At 66.3% G+C, this 17714-nt stretch carries 14 protein-coding genes; 2 read left to right on the top strand and 12 right to left on the bottom strand.

The window, feature by feature from the left end; genetic code table 11:
• Positions 1-152: 152 nt before the first annotated feature.
• The 6 genes from EV385_RS02530 to EV385_RS02555 form a co-directional block, all read right to left on the bottom strand.
• Positions 153-815, bottom strand: coding sequence for an Ig-like domain-containing protein (locus EV385_RS02530; protein WP_130507978.1), 663 nt, complete (start codon positions 813-815; stop codon positions 153-155).
• A gap of 38 nt (positions 816-853) precedes the next feature.
• The gene (locus EV385_RS02535) at positions 854-1045 is read right to left on the bottom strand and encodes a hypothetical protein (RefSeq protein WP_130507979.1); all 192 of its coding nucleotides are present in this window, start codon (positions 1043-1045) and stop codon (positions 854-856) included.
• A gap of 218 nt (positions 1046-1263) precedes the next feature.
• Positions 1264-2946, bottom strand: a complete 1683-nt coding sequence (locus EV385_RS02540; RefSeq protein ID WP_165449371.1) for a response regulator — start codon at positions 2944-2946, stop codon at positions 1264-1266.
• Positions 2943-7550, bottom strand: a complete 4608-nt coding sequence (locus tag EV385_RS02545; RefSeq protein ID WP_130507981.1) for a hypothetical protein — start codon at positions 7548-7550, stop codon at positions 2943-2945. The genes EV385_RS02540 and EV385_RS02545 overlap by 4 nt, the downstream gene beginning before the upstream one ends.
• Before the next feature lie 36 nt (positions 7551-7586).
• Positions 7587-8132 carry a hypothetical protein gene (locus tag EV385_RS02550; RefSeq protein ID WP_130507982.1) on the bottom strand — a complete coding sequence of 182 codons (546 nt, stop codon included), beginning with the start codon at positions 8130-8132 and terminating at the stop codon, positions 7587-7589.
• A 1332-nt stretch (positions 8133-9464) separates the two neighbouring features.
• Positions 9465-13640 (bottom strand): protein NO VEIN domain-containing protein, encoded by a 4176-nt coding sequence (locus EV385_RS02555; protein ID WP_130507983.1) that lies wholly within the window; start codon positions 13638-13640, stop codon positions 9465-9467.
• Between the two features lie 181 nt (positions 13641-13821).
• Here EV385_RS02555 and EV385_RS02560 point away from each other — a divergent pair, with 181 nt between their 5' ends.
• Entirely contained in the window at positions 13822-14076 is a 255-nt protein-coding gene (locus EV385_RS02560) for a DUF6907 domain-containing protein (RefSeq protein ID WP_130507984.1), read from the top strand.
• A gap of 263 nt (positions 14077-14339) precedes the next feature.
• Complete coding sequence (locus EV385_RS02565; RefSeq protein ID WP_130507985.1) at positions 14340-14522, top strand: hypothetical protein; 183 nt, start codon at positions 14340-14342, stop codon at positions 14520-14522.
• A 66-nt stretch (positions 14523-14588) separates the two neighbouring features.
• Here the strand turns inward: EV385_RS02565 and EV385_RS02570 are convergent, their stop codons facing one another.
• The 6 genes from EV385_RS02570 to EV385_RS02595 form a co-directional block, all read right to left on the bottom strand.
• Positions 14589-15233 (bottom strand): hypothetical protein, encoded by a 645-nt coding sequence (locus EV385_RS02570; RefSeq protein ID WP_130507986.1) that lies wholly within the window; start codon positions 15231-15233, stop codon positions 14589-14591.
• A 300-nt stretch (positions 15234-15533) separates the two neighbouring features.
• Positions 15534-15905 carry a hypothetical protein gene (locus EV385_RS02575; protein WP_130507987.1) on the bottom strand — a complete coding sequence of 124 codons (372 nt, stop codon included), beginning with the start codon at positions 15903-15905 and terminating at the stop codon, positions 15534-15536.
• Positions 15902-16096 carry a hypothetical protein gene (locus EV385_RS02580; RefSeq protein ID WP_130507988.1) on the bottom strand — a complete coding sequence of 65 codons (195 nt, stop codon included), beginning with the start codon at positions 16094-16096 and terminating at the stop codon, positions 15902-15904. The genes EV385_RS02575 and EV385_RS02580 overlap by 4 nt, the downstream gene beginning before the upstream one ends.
• Positions 16097-16382: 286 nt before the next feature.
• Complete coding sequence (locus EV385_RS02585; protein WP_130507989.1) at positions 16383-16811, bottom strand: hypothetical protein; 429 nt, start codon at positions 16809-16811, stop codon at positions 16383-16385.
• A 14-nt stretch (positions 16812-16825) separates the two neighbouring features.
• Complete coding sequence (locus EV385_RS02590; RefSeq protein WP_242624661.1) at positions 16826-17107, bottom strand: hypothetical protein; 282 nt, start codon at positions 17105-17107, stop codon at positions 16826-16828.
• 103 nt (positions 17108-17210) lie between these two features.
• Positions 17211-17696: a hypothetical protein gene (locus EV385_RS02595; protein WP_130507990.1), complete on the bottom strand. Its 486-nt coding sequence runs from the start codon at positions 17694-17696 to the stop codon at positions 17211-17213.
• Positions 17697-17714: the final 18 nt, after the last annotated feature.

Genomic DNA, 17714 nt, shown 5'->3' on the forward strand with positions numbered 1-17714 from the left:
TGGCGAGACGCAGATGGACGAGTCCGCTCCGGCGCCTAGCACCAACCTTGCCGGGTGTCGGCGTACGGGTTCCGTGCAGAACCGCGTACGCGTGCAATCCCGGCCAGCCGAGACTCAAATTCTTCGGATACCCCGACCCCGGGAGTCAGGGGTCATATCGGCGTTACTTGCGGTACCAGGTGCGGATGGTGGTGGATTTTCGTGTTGCCGAGCTTGTCGTACGCGCGGACTTGCACCTTCATCGTCTTCTTCTGCGTGGTGGTGTTGACGCGGAGGGCGTAGACGGAGGTGGTGTCCTTGGCGACGACTTTGCCGTTGACCAGCAGTTCGAGGCGGGCTACGCCACTCGGGTCCGACGCCTTGGCGTACACGGTGACCGTGCCTTTGACCGTGGCGTTGTTCGTGGGTGCCTTGGTGATGGACAGCGACGGTCCGGTGTTGTCCGCGGCCACCGTGCGCGGCGGCAGTGTCCGGGGCTGGCCCCAGCGGTCGGTGAGCGTCCAGCTCAGTGCGAGGTTGCCGGAGTAGGTGCCGGTCTTGACTGCCAGCGCGTACGGGGCGGTGGTGTCGGTGCCCACGAGTGTGCCGTTGACCCGCAGTCGCGCGGTGACCACGCCGCTGAGGTCGCTGACGCCGGTCAGGGTACTGGTGAACGTGCCGCGCAGCCGTGCCCCCGGCTCGGGTGTGAGCACCCTGCCGGCGGGCGGATCGTTGTCGACCTGCACGACGGTGGACAGCGCTGAACTGTTGCCGACGTGGTCGGTGAGTATGACCGCGACCTGGCCTCCGGGTTCACCGGGACGGCGCCCTTCCACAGATTCGTGTCGCCGACCCGGGTGAGTGAACCGGTCCCCTACGCGGAGGTGATGGACTGCAGGTCGGTGTCCGGGCTTTCGACGGTCACGTCGACGGTGGCACCGTGCACGACCGTGAGTTGCTCCGGCGAGACTATCCAGCCGGTGGGCGCGCGCAGGTCCGCCTGGACCACCGTGGTCGCCTCACCCACGTTGCCCCGGTAGTCGAAGGCCCGGACGGTCTCCGCCAAGGGTCCGCTGTGCCCGATCGGCGGTTGCACGCGACCGGGTGTTGCTGGAGCCGCTCCTGGCGTGGAACGACAACGAGTGACGCCCGGGCGGGTCCGTACCCCGCGCCCGTGCCTGCGGTTCAAGGTTGTGAGGAAGCCGGGCAGGCGTCCCGTCGGTCGACGAGCGCGGTTGGATCTGGACAGGGCGGCCGCGTGCGCATACGAGGCGCCTGCACATGTCAGGATCGCAAAGCGTCAGCAGCCCGTCGGAGATGCGAGGCAGCCGCGGACAACGCAACGACGGCCCGGGTCGGCAACATGCCGGTCCGGGTCCCCTGGCGGAGGAACTCCCGCGCCAAGGCCACGTGCCACTGCCAGTGCCAGAAGGCGTCGCGCAAGCCCAGCTCGGCAACACACAGGTATCTACGCTGTTCGGTTAGGACCTGAGCGATGAAAGCGTCGACAGGGGTCGTCGACTCGCCAGCGTTGTCGGCGGTGCAGCCGCAGAGCCCATCGGCGTAGGCGCAGTCGTCCGCAACGGCGGACCATAGCATGGACTCGACGCCAGCCCGCCGCACCTGCAGCACGAGATCCACCAGCAGGCGAGTCGAGTCGGTGGCCCAATGATGTGGCCCGTACTGCGATGCGTCGACCAGCACGGGGCGCGGCTGGCCGACAGTTTGGACCAGGACGTTGGTGGCGTGCAGGTCGCCGAAGGCGTGGACGAATACCACAGTCTTGTCGATCATGCTGGGTTCGACGCCCGGCAGGGTCCGGGTCTCGATGTACGTGCGGAGCAGCACGACACGCTCATCGACGTTCTCTTGATGGGCGCCCTCGGGATGTGCCCAGACCGGGGCGTAGGTCGCAAGGGCATCCTCGATCCGGCGCTTATGAAGTGGTGCAGTGTCGAGCCATCGAGAGCTGTCCTGGGTCTGCCGCAGAGTCTCTTGAAACAGACGTTTTAGATGCCCGCCAAACAACTCGTCGGCCACCTGTCGAGCCTGCGCGGCGGTCGTCTCCGGACTTCGCAACCAGGAATCAAGAGTCACGGCGTTGTGTGCCAGGCGTGCCGCCAGGGCGCCGTAGTCTGAAGAGTGGTCGGTCTTCAGGCCGTCGGTATGCGTGACAAGCAATTGCGATGTCAGCACCCGCGCCGCCTCGTCGTTCGCCTGGCGTTCCGCCTCCAACGCGGCCCGGTCGAGGCCAATTTTGAGGACGAAGGACTCCTCTGGCTGGCCCGCCTGCTTGCGACGTACCTTGCACACATGCGCCCCTGACCGGCCAGGTGCGAGACGGTCGACAAACAGGACCGCACCGGCATCATTCTCTCGTTCCAGAAACTCGAGGATCAAGGTACGGGCGATGTGCTTGCCGCGATCGATCACGTCTCCCCTCGCGCCGGGCGGCTCGCCGAGGCTGCTCAGCATGGATTGAGTGCCGGTGTCCTTTGCAAACTCGATCTTGAAGTCGTGCACCCGCTCCAAGGCCTTCATGTGTTTGCGGATACGGCGCGCCAGGCTTACTGCGTCCCACGCTTCTGAGCCGTCGTTGCCCCTCGGCCGCAGCGTAAGCCGCGTCCGAATAATTGCATCGTCGGCGCCAGCACCAATGGAGAGCTCTCGGAAGTCGGGATGGCGGCTCGCCTCGCCCGTAATCACCAGGACGTAGCAGTCGGGCCCTTGGCGCATTCGAAGTTCCTCTACGACGCTCTTGCCGATTTCGCCGTCAAGGTCGTAGTCGATGATGGCGAAGTCGAACGTCGGCAATTCCTGAATCATCCTAAAGGCCGTCAAGATTGAATCGGTCGGTTCACATTCCACTTCCCAGTTCAATGCATTGAAGCCGTAGTCCACAATTCCCTTGATCTGTTCTGCGAGGCCGGGAAAGTCATCGACGATCAAGCCGCGGGGGTTCGTCATGCCGGCATCCTCCATACGTCCAGCTGTACCGCGACGGCGTAGGTCCAGCCCTCTCCGGCTGGGACTTCCTTAAGCGCGCCGCCGAACCGAGCAAGTCGGTGCCGCAGCGTCTCCAGACCTGTTCCCCTGCCAGGGGTGTCCCGCGCGCTGCCATTGTTCCGAACCGTAACTATGATGTGGTCGGGGCGCGGCTGAGCGAGTTCAACCCTAAACTTCTGAGGGCTGCCGGGGATGCGATGGGTTATCTCCGCATTGATGCGGATGTGATCAAATATATCCGTGATAAGACGATTGGTGCAAAACGCAATGCTTGTGGGCCGTCTATCCAATTCATCGCCGGGGTCTGCGGCGACGATGACTGCCGGAGGAGGGAAGAACTCCTCGATGAATTGCAAGACATCGATCGGACCGCGTTCGATGACTCGCGGAAGCAAGCCGTCAGGATTTAACACGAACTGCGGCCACCATGCGAGATCGGCAAGCAGTTCGTCGGCCTTCTCCGCAGAGGGCCGGATGCCTTTGTCTATCTCACTGAGAATATCTTCTAGTCGCACCGTTGTTTCGTCGACTACCTTGTCGCCGCCGGCGGACAGCGATTGTTCCCACCGGGTGGCGTCGTCAGCAGCCAGATCTGCGAGCACGATCTTGCTGAGTAAGATTTGCCGCAGCGGCTCGACGTTCGGCAGGATCGCCTCATGCAGGTAGCGTTCACAGGTCCGCCAGAGTTCCCGCATCCGCTCTGTGCTGCCGACCGTTCCCCCCGCTGCGGCGAGTTCGATTCCTCGTTGAATGTGCCACACGGAGTTCCCGTAATCGTGTGAAACTGATTTCATCTCATGACTGAGCATGAACCAGGCAGCCTGGGCATCGGTGGGCCGCTCCCGCAACGGGCGCCGGGCGTGCGACAACATGTAGCGGATCAGGGAAAGTGTGACGAAGTCCGAGGCGATCGCCGGCGCCTTGTCCTTGTCTCGTAGCTGGTCCTCGAGGTACACGAGACCCTCCGTCAACTGCTGCGCGACCCGGTTCCGTGGGTATTGCACGGACCCGCGCGGATCGACGATCAGTAGGAGGGTCTCCAGTAGCACCTGCTCGATCACCAGGCCTTCGCGCCGGTTGGTACGCAGAATCCCGCTCAGCTCACGGGCGAACCGCTCCGGCGCCACGTGGGCCAGGAGAATGGCCGCCTGCGCGCGAAGCCGGGGCTCGATCAGCAAGGCGGAGTTGTCGGCCAGCATCGAAGCGGCCATGTCCGCAATCTTCGAGCGACACTCAGGGAACCACAGCGGCGCTGACGTGAGCCACTGAGACTCGGCGACGAGCAGCCGGACGAGTGCGTCCCGAGCCGGCTGGTTCCGCGCCACGGCGGGGAGCCGCCTGAACAGCTTCGCGCGACGTGTGGTGTCGAGCGCGGCATCCCGCAGTTGCAGGCGCCAGCTCAGGTACTCCACGCAGTCGGGCTGGCTCACGCTCGCGCCGAACAGATCGGCTGCCTGCTCCTCGAACAGCACAGGCTTGGTCCGCGCCTCGAGCGTTCGCATCAACCAGGCACGGTGCCCGGCGAGCGCATGGGGAATCGGCGCGTACAAGGTCACCGACCCGTACCGGCGGCGCAGCGCGCAGATGGCGCAGCGGCCGCTGGTGATGCTGCGCATGGCTGTCTTGGCGACGTAGTAAATCTCCAATGCAGCCGGGCCGAGCGTCGACTCCCGGACCGAACGCCGAACCGTGGCCATCCGCTGCAGATTCACGGCATCGCTGTCGCTCATCCCGTTGAGCAGGAGGACGACGGTGATGGTGACGGCGTCGTTGTCGGCGGCCAAGCCGACCAGTTGCTGGACGGTATGGCCGCTACTTGAGCCGGAATCGAGGATCACGGCGTGCTTGACCGGGGGCAGATTCACCGAGCCTGTCAGCTGCCAGTTCCCGGCGTGGGCGGCCCTCGGTACCGCGATCGGCCGCGCTAGGTTCAGGCCGGCCGTCGTCAGCGCCGCATGCAGCCAATCCGCAGTTGTCGTCAGATCGTCTGCCGTACCTGCGGGAAACAGGAGACAGGCCGCCGCATCGTCGGCACCGAAGGAATCTCGATGTCGCTCGCTGATCACACCTGTGATCTTGTCGAAGACCCTCCGGGACCACTCCTTCTCCCGGAAGAGCAGCGTCGGGTCGACGTACGCGGTGTAGTGACGGTCGGCTGGCCGCTCGATGTGTCCGAGGCGGGCCGCCGTGTTGCGTTGCAATGCGTGCACATATGCGTCCTGCTCGACGAGGTAGCGGGGGGTGGGTCGCCGACCTGCTTCGGGCCGCCGCAAGACGGGATCGATCGGCTCGGACCCGCCCTGATCGTCGGCGCTAGCATCAATGTCCACTGTGGCTAGGCTTACCAGCGGGATACGGCCAGAACCGTACTCGACGTGGTGCGGCTCGCTGACGCGGTGCTCCACCGTACGCGCGTCCACCACGGCCGCAACGCCGACGGGAACCAGTTCCCGATCGACCGCGTCGGTCAGAGCCCGGAACAGGGTCGTCCCGCTGGAGACGACATCCGTCACCAACAGGACCCGCGTGCTGGCGTCGGACTGGTGCTCAGCGGAGGGAACATCCTGCAGGGAATCGACAGATTCATCGTGACCCGTCAGCGACCTTGCGAACGCGGCGGCCATTTCTGCCGGCGTGTGTTCGAGCCGGACGATCACCGGCGGAGTTGCGTCCCCATTCAACGGGCCTACGGCGTCCTCCACGAGGGCGGCGAGCGTGACCCCCGTCAGTGCCTGCAACGTCAATCGGTCCAGCAAAGCGTCCAGATCAAACCATCGGTTTGTCACTCGCAGGGTCGGGGTCAGGTACCGGCCCCGCCACACGTCGCCCTGACCGGATCCTCGAGGGGCGTCCCTGATCGTGCGGGCGATCTCATCTCCGACCCATCCCGCCAAGGCCGTAACCGCGTCCTCCGGTCTCGCTTGCAGGGCCACCGACTCCTCGCCGACCAGCAACAGCCGGGTCCGGTTCGCGAGCTCCGCGATCGCGGCCGCCTCGTCGTCCGGCCATGATGAGATGGTGTCCGCGGCCGGTGGATCGGCAGTCGACAGCCGGGCAAGCACACGTCGCTGTAGTGGTGTGCCGCCAACCCAGTAGTGCCCGTTGCTCGGGGCGATCACCAGAATGGGTGGCGGCAGCGCAGCACCTTCGGCAGCTCGCTCATCGAATCCCGCGTTCAGATACTCCACCGCCACCGACATGAGCGGGCGGTTGACGTTCGGGAACGCGATCGTCACCGGCTGGGCTGTGATGTCCTCGGCAGCGATATCCATGATTTGGGCGATGGCGTGACCTATTCCGGCGTCGTCGGCACGGTCGCCGGTGTGCGGAGTATTCACGGCGACGACCAGGTCGGTGGTTCCGGCGGGCAAACTTCCGCGCAGATCCCGGATACGAGCCCGGTCCTCATCGAGCAGGCCCGCCGGGGAGGACAGCTGGGTGGTGACGGAAGTAATCTTCGGACGTGCCGTGGATTGCCGGCGGCGCGGCGTGGCAAGCTGCCCCGCGCCGATGAGTGCGGAGTCTCCCGGGCTAGTCAGGACGGCGCACTCCACGAATGTCCCGGTCAGTCCGCCCGGGGCCGTGCCCAACACCTCCCCGGCCTCACCGCCCTCGAAGACCCGGCCGACTACGTGCATCCTATTCGAGACCAACAGCGCCCCTCGATACGCACGGACAACCCTCGAGACCTTCCACAGCCCGCGTGCCGCGCCGTCGAAGCCGCTGTCTGCATCGCCCAGGCATGTGTCGAACGCTCTGACGATGGCGTCGGCACGAACCACTCCCCGCCCGGTGTCCGCCACAACGAGCCTGATGAGTGGGCTGTTGACCGCCGCGGCATGCCTGGCGGAGGTCTGCATTGACGTGTGGAAGTCGGCTGCCCGCGCGCCGGATGTGTCAGGGTCGACGATGACTCCGCCGAGGAGGATCTCCGCAGTATCTGAATGCTGCTCGGCGTTCTCGAGCAGCTCGAAGACGATTCCACGGTTTACCGCAGCCGCCGTCTCCGACCGTAGGCCCATTTCGCGCAGTGTCCGGTATGTTTCGTCCGGACGTTTCATCAACATGTTTCGGACAGATTCGACTTTCATCCATCGGTAGCGAAGAATTCGGCGGTACCGATGGGAAGGTGCTGCCTGGGATGCCGGCCCCGGCGATTCCAAATCCATATTGGCCGCGACCGCGTCGGATCTCGGCTCCTCGTCGATATGGTGGCCCAAGGCCTCGACCATGCCGGTCTGCTCGAGATAGAGGCGGCAGGTCTGCCTTCGCATGACGCGCGGCGCGGTATTCCAATCCTGCGGAGTGCCAGTTCGTAGGCCTTCAATACTGGGCAGCCGCACGGAGCAGTCCGCCCCGGCGTCGGTGACACTTCGGACGAAGACGAGCAGGCGGCCGAGCGTCACGAAATCGGCGTATCCCACCTCGCTTAGGTCGACCTGCACTCGTTCATTTCGCAACGCGCCTTCCCGGTGGCTGCTCTCTGAGAAGCGGCTGGGCAGGGTGGCGAGGGCCGTCGACCACGATTGATCGTTTAGGCGCACCCCGAATGTCAAAATGGACATTACGAGCTCTCCTGTGCTTAAGGCCGGTCACTACCGTCAGGCCGCCCCGCGGTCGGTTCGATCCGCAAAGACACGGCTCAGGAGGTAACTGGAGGTGCCGACGGCCATTAGGCCTGTGATCCACACGGAGACCACCCCGGCCGTCGCCCACCCCGAGTGATGGTCTGGGTGGAAGACGAAACGTGCAGTCCATCCGAGAGCCAGCAGGCTTGCGCCGGGAAAGCAGATGATCAGCGGCAGGTACCAGTCGAGCAACCGACCGGGCCGACGATTCTCGGCCGCCCACACAGACCATCTGAAGCCGCCCGGAACCCGCTCGCTCAGCTCCTTCGTGATGTACCGCGAAGCCCAACGTATTGCGGTCCGCTGGCCGACGTACCGACCGCAGAGCAGATAGGAACTCAACGGAACGATCATCAGAATTCCCACAAGACTTGGTCGCGACAAACCGAACGCAAAGATCGCGCTGGACAGCGTCAACTGCAGCGCAAGGATCTGTTGCTGATATTTATAACGAGAGTCGATCTCGGCGCGGAGCGTAGTGTATTCGGCAAGCGCGCCCTCGTATTCCCGTTCTGCCATTCTCCGGCGTCCTCCGTTCCAGGGCCTGTGTTTGGCCCGATGGATCGGGTCACGGCACGGGTCGATAGCCTTGTTTCGACGCATTCGGTGCCTTAACGGGATGCCTGGTCATCGCGTCAAGAAAGGCTCAAACGGTCAATCCCATGTGCCGGGATTCACCATTGTCCCCACGCCCGGCAAGCAGTTGGCCGGCACGTCGTTGAGCCGCGACCAGAGCGGTTGCTGCCTGTGCTCGTTCCGCATCTCGCATCATGACATGCAGTGTCCGGCCCAGTCCGTGCTTCGAGTGAAGTCACCGTCGGTCATGCGGCCACGGATCTCTCGGTGCGGCGGCGTGTCGATGATCGCGTGTGCGGTGACCGCGGACAGCGGTGCGACGCGGGTGTGGGATACGAGGATGTGGTCGATGCGTGTGGTGCGGCCGCTGCTGATCCGGAGTAGCCCTGGCCTGGGGTATGAGCGGGGCAAGGTTCCACATGCACTGGCTGTCGCCGCGGTATGGCTGGTCGAGGCCGCGGGGCCGATCTCGGAGCCGGGCGGGCCGAGTAGCAGTTGGAGGGGCAGTCCCCGTTCAGGATCATCCGAGGCTCGCCCGGCCCGTTCAAGCCGGCGGTGAGGGCCACGCGGAGGGCGGCAGCTTCGCCGATGCGGCGGGTGAGGGCGTAGGCGGCGTAGCGGGCGCGTTCGTCCTCGTCGTGGGGGTTGAACCGGCCACCGGGGAACGTGAGCAGCTTCGACTTCAGGCGTGTGGTGATCAGCCGCACCGGGACACCGGCGTCGGTGGTCACGGTGATCGCGACCGCTCCCCTGCCCATCTGCCCCAGCGTCGTGCCCTGATCGTCGACCTGTACCGGCCGCAGCAGCGCCGGGAACGCGGTGATCTCCGCAGGGTCGCGACGGCTCTGGTGCTCAGCGTCCTGCGAATGCTCACCGACGCCGCGGCCCGACCGGAGACCGAAAAAGGCGCCGGCCGCGCCGCGACGCCCTCGCCCACCGGTTACGCCGCAACGGCATCGCCATCCGCAACAACGGGTCTCCGAGCTACTCCGTGAGCTTCGCCGCGAGGAGTCAACTGTCAACGGTGCACGCCCGACGCTGCCGGTTTGATGCCTGGAGTGAAGACAACGCACGCACCGGGCGCCCCGCCCCCGACCCGTACGCCTTCCCCGCCGGCGCCGACCCCGCCTCGGCGAGGGGAGTGGTTGCCGATCGACTCGTCAGTCGCAGTCCAGTCCTTCAGGTCTCAGTACTGGTCATGTGACTCGTGGCGTGTCGCCACGACAACTCCCACTCTCCCGTGCCCGATCCCGGCAGCCAGTACGCACATCCGCCTCATTCATTCAGGTCAGCGAATGGAAGGATCATCTGCGCCTTGGTCAACAGCAGGCGCCCCCGACCGTCACTAATCTCACCGAGCGGGTCAGCAATCCTCGTGATCACCGGCGTTGCAGAGTCCGTCCCAGTCACCCGGTAGATGTAGTACTGGCTGCGGTGAAGAGCGGCCTCCAACAATTCCGTGTGAGAGATATAGAAGGGCTCACCAGGATCATCTGCCCTGGTGGCTTTAACTTCGATGTATATGACCTGATCGTCGTCGTCGACGCTGCGAATGTCGAACGGCGACGTCTCGCGTTCCGCCGACACCCAAACTGTCCTATTCGGGTCCTTGCCCGCGGCTCGAAGCCGCTCGCGCTCCTTGTGGAACACGATCTCTTCGCCGCGCCGGCCCACCCGGCGCTTGTCCGCTTCACTCTGCAGGGTGGGAGCCGGGCCACCACCCCCGAGGTCAGCCGCACGCGTGGCAGTTCTCTTTTCGTCGAGCGTGCCCAGGCGACCATCAACGATACGCACCAGCTCGTAGTCTGGCTCTGGGATTTGCGGCAAATTCGGCGTCGGCATGCTGGGTGGTCCCAAGCTGCTGTGGGTCACCAGGCTGCCGGGAGCGGAGCGGCCCAACCCCGCCGCCAGTTCTGGTTGCGGATTGCGGATGGCAGGGGCATCGATTAAGGCCGCGAAGTCGTCAGGTATGACATCGATGTCTTCCTCATCGACCAGCCCGAGCAGCTCGCGAGCCTCGTCGACGTCTTCCGGCTGGATCTGCCGGTCGGCCATCATCCGCTGGCGGTCGTTGTATCCCGCGGTGAAGACCATCGTGAAGGCATCGGCCAGAGCGGGTATGCCAAGGTGCTGGGCGAGTTGCCTGCCGAATGGGAACCAGTGGGGTGCACCGGTGTCCCGCTCCAGTTCAAGGTATGCAGTGGCGATCGTGTGACGGCGCGCGTCGCGCCGTTCCGCGATGAAACAGGTGGCGTCGTCGCGTTCAATGATGTGGCCGTCGTGCTCGTACTGTAGGACAAGGCTGTCGCATATCACGAGTTCCATGCGCGCGAGGGCGTTGCGGGCGGTAATTTCGGATCGGGCGTTCTCGGATCGGACTAACGCGAACAGGTACGGTTTGGCTGCCGTAATCGTCTTCGAGACTGTCCGGTGAACGTCGTCACTTACGTGTTCGCCGAATGCCACAGGCGTTGTCGATACGGCCTCGTCCAGGCTGGTCAGTGCCAGGTATCGCACGAGCCGACCGAGCCGCTGGTCGGCATTGAGCACCGGGCGCTGCCGTTCCCAGGTCTCACGCAATAGTGGGTCATCGGTGTACGGTGGCCTCGCGACGAACATGGTCCGTCCGTCGTACCGCGCGAGTACTCGGATCGAGTCTGGATGGGGATGTGGTGTCTCGTCCGTGAGAACGTCGTCGAGGGCACGCACCACCCATCGGGCCGCGAGGTCGATTTCCCGATTAGTGTGCCCCAGGCGGTCAGACTCCTCGGCGATGTCGGCAAGCAGCGCGAGCAGGTCGGCGACCGCCGGCCGGCTGGCGTCGGTGACACCCAGCGCGTCGGCCAGGGCCCTACCGCCCTTCATCTGAAACATCGACGCGCTGATACGGGAAATGCGCTCCCGGATCCGCTTGGGTACGTCGTGTGCGTCGATCCATGCGTCGCCAGGCCGGACCAGCTCGGCTACCTTGCCTCGATACACGGGCAACCAGCGCCAGGATCGCAAAGAATAGGCGAACAGCGATTCGACGGGGCGATCGCGATCGCCGATGTGCTGCGACTGGCTACAACAAAACGTCGCCGTCATAGCGCTCTCGTAGACATCAGCCCAGTGCAGCGCCAGCTGCCGCCAGAGCGCCTGGAACCGTTGCCTATCACGGCTGTCCAACAGATCCTCGTGACGGTCCATCCGATAGGCGCCTTGCAACATCTGCGAGTTTCCGTGTCCCTGCTGGCAACGTCGGGCGGTCTGGACCTCTGGCTGCATGCGCCAGGCGTCATACGCCCTCGTCCGTCTCAGAGCATCCGATGCTTTTGCCGCGTAGCCGTCGGGGGCGTCCGTCTTCGCCTCCTGGAGTCGCGGGTGGTCCCGGACGCCGAGCATCTCGTAGAAATCCTGCTCGACGTGGCGTTGCTCCGAATCGACTGGAGGGTCGACATCCAAGAACTCCGCCTCCCCAAATGGCCCATAGATGACCTCAAGGTCGTCTGAGCCGGTCCAATCGCGTCCGAAATAGATAGCGCCCCCGGCGCGCAGCTCCCGCCGGTCCCCCGCCGCGGCCCGCGCCGGCAGCAGGACACTACCGAGTTCCGAAACCAAGGCGTCACTTCCCGACAGTCGGGCCTGATGATAGGCGCGCATCCCTGCCATGGCGCGGTCGCGCAGTCCCGGCTGTGCGTCGGGATTCGTTAGAATTCCGAGAAGGAAGTCACGGACGAGCTCCCGCCACTCGAACGGCCGGACACCCAACTCCCTGAGGAGCGCTTCGGAACCGTCGACCTTCGGCACCTCCGCGATCGGCACCGGAAGATCGACTGGTATCGGTGCATCGCCTCGAGTTCGGGGAAAAAACACTGGCTGCCTAGCGGCAACCCTCAGCTCACCGTTCACCGTAAGCACGCATGGCACCTCCCGCAGCTCGGGCAGCAACCGCCGACCGTCCTCCTCCCGCCAGTCGGCGAGAAAACGGTAATAGGCCACCGCGGTCGCCAAGTGCGGAGGACGGAGGACTGCGAGGAAACCCCTGATGCTCATCACCCTGATGCGCACGTGTCCGGTGAGGAAGGACCGCACCGGACTCAGTTGCTCAATGTCAGGGCGTAAAACACGTTCGCCGTCGAGGTCGGCCAACTCGTGCGCGGCGTCAATGTTCGGCAGTTTGTCGGGAAGCAGGCTGATGTCAGCGGGTCGGGCTAGCGACCCGGCGACAACCGGCAAAAAGGGCACCCGGGTCAGCGCATCCTGCCAACGACCGCGCAGGGCCTGGCTGGCCCCGCCGCTCTGTGGGGCAAAGGCCGGTATGAGCGCCGTGACGGCGGCCGCCGAGGCATTCCAGCGCCGCACCATGTCCACGGCGGTTTCCTCAACTGACTCGGCCAAGTGTTCGAGGAGCATCTCGTTGTACGGCTGAGCTTCCGGGGCGGCGCTCAGTTGACGCCGGTCCATACCAAGGATCCATTCGGCATGGACCAAGACACGGAGGCCCGGATCTTCCTCAGTGGGGAAGTAGACGTGCAGAGGGAACGTCTCGTCGGTGCGGGGCTCGCCCGCTTCGTCCAGCGGCACCGCCACCGCCCAGCGGACTGCCTTGACCTCGGACCACGCCTCGCCTAGTGGGCTCAGAACCTCAGGTGTCGGTTGCGCCTCGTGGCGGTAGATGAGCCATTCTTCAGCGCCAGCCCCAGTGTTGAGCGTCACCCGCTCCGCATCGTTGACACTCTGCCGGGTCACCGCCGCCGAGAAGTCCGCCGAGGTGCCCTGCAGGTCGATACGGTCGATGCCAGGCAGGAAGAGCAGCAGGCGCGGCCGAAGGTGGGTCACCAAGTGTTCGGCAACCGTCAGCCGGTCGACTCCGAGCCGCAGGGGCAATCGGATCACCGTACTGAATCCCTCATCCCGCAGGCGGAGTATCTCGCCTGCATCGTTATCGAGCTCAGCCGCCGCGACCGTGAACGGAAACGCGTAGACCGGTAGACGCTGATTGGCAGGCAGGTCTCCAACGATGGCAGCCACCTCCCGACGAAGCCGGTCGCCGTCGAACTCGAACGACGTCTTCGCCGAGAAAATCTGTGGCCGATCGGTGATCTCGCCGACTGACTTGAAGCCGAGCCCTTTGTGCCCGACGGCCGTGCCCGGCCCCTTTGATGACCGCCCGAGGGAACAGATCGCTGCGACGTGCCTGTCCTCGAAGCCGGATCCATCGTCGGCGACGATCAGAGCCGTCTCGGTGAGGAGGAAACGCGCCCGGCCCTGAGCGTTCCTGTCGACCGCTGCATCGTTGGCGTTCTGGAGAAGCTCAAACGGATAACGGCCCGAGTACTGCTGGCGAATCAACTCCTGGGCTCCGCCACGCTCATCGAGGATCTTCAGTCCGGTCTCACGAAGGCCCTCAGCCACGTGGAGCCGGATCGACGCGAACTCCTGCTCGCGCAGCCGTGTCGCCTGGTCCATTCCCACACCCTCCCCTGACGGTTCCGAACGAAGGATGCCGCATGCCTACGACATTCTCGGTGGGTAACGGCCAGAGATGGCCAATCGAGGCACCGGCCAGAGCGGGAACGAGGTGACCACACTCCGGCGAGATACGGCGCTGGATCAGACCCCGCTGCTCGATGGAGGTGAGGAGACCGACATGGATGAGTCGATCCCGGCACCTGGCGCCGTCCTTGCTTGGCCGCGTCCGGTGTACTGCCCACCCTGGTGCACCACCGAGGGCCGCCATCACGGCGTCGACCCGCCCGGCACGGCGGTGCACCGCAGCCCACCCGCCACCGTGCCCGTCTATGACGAGGCGTGTGCGCCGCGCTCATATCCGGCCGCGTTCTACGACAAGGCCCCGGACCGGATCGGTTCCGACCCCTCCCGACCTCGAGCACCCCCACGTTGAGGTCACCATTCCCCGGCAGCGCCGTGCAGCTGTGCCTGGCTCCCGGGCGGGTTCGCAGCTTCGCCGCAGTCCTCGAACGCCCGCTGTCGCCGCGGATACTGAGACTCCGACCGCCCGCCGGATCCATCGCGCACGGCCTCGCAGGACCCGCCCGCCAGTGCGCCGCCGCTGTCGGCTTGATGCCTCCGTGCCGGTCGGCATGGATGGGGATACCAGTGCCCGGACGACCGGGCAGCCACCCGTCATGAACTGGAGGAACCGAGATGACCACGCCCGCACCCGGACGGCGCCTGATCGAGATCAGCGACGAGGCGTTCGACGTCCTCTCCCGTACCGCCGAGACCCGAGGCACCGACTTCGACGGCGCCTTGCGCTATCTGATGCAGGCCCCAGCGGTGTCGACCGCCCGCCCGGACGGCGACGAGGACGGGGACGGGGACGAGTGAACTGACGAGGCCAGGGCGCCGCCGGCCACTTCGTCCAGCGGCGCCTCGCGTCCTTCACCGCCAGCCTTACCCGTCGGCCTCGGCGGCGGTGAGTAGCCGTTGCGCGGTGCGCGGCGCGATACCCAGGCGGCGGGCCAGCTCCACGCCGAGGCCGCGCCGGTCGTGTCCGGCCTCGCGCGCTTCGGCCAGCAGTTCGGCGGCGAGTTGGAGGCGCGGGTCGTCGGCGTACGGGTGCGGTTTGTGAGGGCCGGTGGTGCCGCGGGTGCGGCCGGTGGACTGACGCCCGGTACGAGCGTCCGCGACGGCCCACACGGTGCGCCGGTACCAGCGCCGCCGCAGCCGCCCGTTCGAGAGGATCTCCACGTCGTCGGGCCGGTCACGTAGCTCGTCGGGAAGGTTACGGTACGAGCCGTACCCCATGATCTTCGCGGCCTCCCCCGAGCCGACGAGTTCGTCCGGGTCGCCGCTGCGGTCCACGGTCGTCAGGACGGCCAGCTTCGCTCGGCGATGCGCGGTGTGGAAGGCGTCGATCTCGTCTTGCCAGAACCATTCCTGCCCGGTGTCGTCGGTGAAGGCGTCGGGAAAACCGGTGTGCTCACGGTGCCGGTACCAATGGTTGACGGTGGAGCGGGCCGCGCCGGTGTGGGCCGCCACGCCGGACCGGTCCAGGGCGATGCGGGCGTCGAAGGTGCGTCGTGCCACGCCGGTCATCCTCCCTCGTCTCACTCGCGCGGTGCCGCCGCAGTGGCGGTGGTGCGGGCCAGGCGGAGCGCTCGCCGCCGTGGTGGATCTCGATATCATCGGCGGACGCCCGACCCGGGGAAAGAAGCGGCCTGGTTATGCCGTGGTTGGGCCTCGGAGCCTGGGCGAGGTGGCCGGTCGGGGTTCGCGCACACCGGTTCCGGTGTGTCCCACCGGCCACCGCCCAAACCCCGCCCTCACCAATGCTGGTCGCCGGCGGCGTCACCCCCGTCATATGCGCGGAGGCGACGCCGCCGGGCATCGCGAACCTCAGGACCCGCCGCCGATGACTCGCCACGCGAACGAGGCCATGATCGTGATGGGCAGCGCGGCTATCTTCACCTGGGTCTTCGGAGTGGCGGCGTCGTAGACGGTGAGGATGGCGTTCGCGGTGGTGGCGTCCACGAAGACGCCGCCGATCTTGCGGGCGTTCCCGGCTTTCGCCTCCCGCAACATCGCGATGACGTGCGGGTCGCCGTCGGCCGCGTCATCGGGAATGGTCTCGTTCTCGGCGGCGTCCGGGCAGTCGGGGCAGTTGACCAGGTGCGGCTCGTCGGTGACCCGGGTGTCTGGCCCGTCGTCGGCGCCGCAGACGGCCTCTGGGTGGCGGGTGGAGCGTCCGTGGGTCCAGCGGGCCTTCACGGTGTCACCTGCTCGGGGTTGGCCGGCGCATCGAGGTCGGCCGGGTCGAGGGCGATCCCGAGGTGGGTCTTCACCGTCCCGTGAATGGCCAGCAGCAGGCCGATGAGGTCGGTGTTGATCCGCTCGTCGTAGTCGTGGGCGATGCGGCACGCGTCGCGCAGCGACCGCAAAGCGGTGGTGAACGCGGCCACGAGCGCGGCGTGGTCGTCGGCCCGGGTGCAGGCGACGATCTCGGCCGGGGGTGTAGCTGCGTTCCTCGCCGGTCGGGAAGCGCAGCTGTAGGCGGCGGATGTGGGTGGTATGTGGGGTCGAGTAGGTGATGTCGGTGATGGTGGCGAGGCGGTACTCGACCGGGTCGTGGGGCTGGCGTACGCGGGCGGTGTCGTTGAGTTCCATAGGGGGTCTCCGATGACGGGTGTCGGTGCGTTTTTGGTGCGGGCCGAGACCGCCAGGGCTGGTGGTCTCGGCCCGCTGTGTTCAGTCGGCGGGCGCGGCGGCCGGGGCCGGGGTGTCGAGGTTTCCGCCGAGGTAGGTGGTCGCGGTGGCGGTCAGGGTGTCGAAGACGTCGCTGAGGGCGCGGTGCAGCAGGTCGTGTTCCTGTGCGGCGGTGATGGCGTGGTCGAGGATGGTGCGGATGGCGGCGAGGTCGGTCTGCACGATCTCGCGGTGCGTGGTGAAGTCCCGTACGGCCAGTTCGTCGCGCCAGTGCCATGCGGTGATGCCGTCGCGGTACCGGACGCGGTACCGGTCGCCTTCGTGGATGCGCGGGCGGCGCAGGATGCCGATGACCACGCCGGGGTGTTCCTGATGTTCTTCGAGGACGAACCGGACGCGGACCAGGTCGCGGAGTTGCGGCTCGGGGCCCGTCGGTGCGAGGTGGCCGGGTTCGCCGGTGGTGTCGGTCATGGCGGTGGGGCTCCTTAGCGGATTGGGTGGTCGTGTTCACCGCTGCCGTTGACCTCGAACGCGATGATCCGGTCGGTGGTCTCGGTGGCGTAGGCGCGCAGGTGCAGGTTGCGCAGGACGTCGGCGATGACGGGGTCGAGGTCTTCGATCAGGGCGAGAGCGTCGAGCAGGCGGGGAGCGTGGAGGGCGTGCTGGCCGTCGCTCATGCCGCCGGAGGCGGGGGTGAGGTCGGGGTTGTTGGTCGAGCAGGGTGCGTGGCGTTCGGCGCAGGCGTACGCGGCGGCGTACTCCTGCACGAGGGTCAGTAGGTCTCATGTTCGAGTTCCTTCGCGTGAAGGCTGTGGTGCGGCGTACCGCCGTGCGGCCGGACGACCCCGGCCGCACGGCGGGTCCGCCGGGTCAGCGCTGGTGCGCGGGGGTGGCCGGGCCGGGCACGGTCGGCAGGGATGCCGGGGCGGTGCCGGTGGCCGGACCACCGGAGACCGGGTGGAGTTCGGCGTCGGGTTTGAGGCCGATGCGGTCGAGGGCGACGGCTCCGCAGGCGGTGAGCCGGCCGCCGAGGTTGAGGGCCTCGGTGCCGGTGAAGAGCACCGCGACGGGCCGTGCGCCGGTGTCGATGGCGCGGAGTTCGACCTTGCCGCCGGGCAGTGCCCGGACCGGCATGAATCCTTCGGCGGTGGCCTGTTCCGGGAACGCCGGGAGGACGGCCCGTTCGACTTCGCGGAGCCGGTGCGCGGCGATCTCGTCCCATTGCCGTTGCCCGGCGAGGTGGAGCTGCTGCTCGTCGTGGTCGAGTTCGTAGGCGGCGGCGATGCGGTGGGCGGTGCTGTTCTGGTATGCCTCGCACAGGTGGCCGATAAGGTTCATCAGCTCGTCGGATCTCATGGTGGGTGCCTCCATCGG

This window comes from Krasilnikovia cinnamomea (genome assembly GCF_004217545.1).
In the GTDB taxonomy this organism is placed as follows: Bacteria; Actinomycetota; Actinomycetes; order Mycobacteriales; family Micromonosporaceae; genus Actinoplanes; species Actinoplanes cinnamomeus.